1 pseudogene is annotated in these 385 nt (G+C 58.3%); it reads left to right on the top strand.

Features of this window, described 5'->3' with window-relative positions:
- Positions 1-385, top strand: a pseudogene (locus tag KP705_RS18985) (Tn3 family transposase); the annotation flags it as partial.

The following is a 385-nucleotide window of genomic DNA, read 5'->3' as shown; positions in this document are numbered from 1 at the left end:
TTCAGGGTGGTCGCACGGTACAGGGATTACTGAAGGCGGTGCAGATCATTGGAGACCTCTATCGGACCGGTAAACGCCGCTTGCCTGACTCCTGTCCGATCCGTTTCATTCCGCCTTCCTGGCACAGCTTTGTCAGGCCAGAGGKAACAGTCATACGACAGGCTTACGAACTCTGTGTTCTGACCCAGCTGCGCGAGCGTCTGCGTGCCGGAGACATCTGGGTAACGGAAAGTCGCCAATACCGCGCATTCGACACCTACCTTCTTCCGGAAGCCACGTTTGCAGCGATGCGCGCGCAAGGACCGTTGCCTCTGGCGATCAATGCTACGGCTGACACGTTCCTTTCTCAACGGCGTGCAGTGCTGGAAACCGCGCTGAACCGGGT

It is taken from the genome of Gluconobacter sp. P1D12_c (assembly GCF_018812105.1).
Classification (GTDB): Bacteria; Pseudomonadota; Alphaproteobacteria; order Acetobacterales; family Acetobacteraceae; genus Gluconobacter; species Gluconobacter oxydans_A.
The sequence above is the reverse complement of the archived record's forward strand: the minus strand, read 5'-3'. Positions and strand labels throughout refer to the sequence as shown.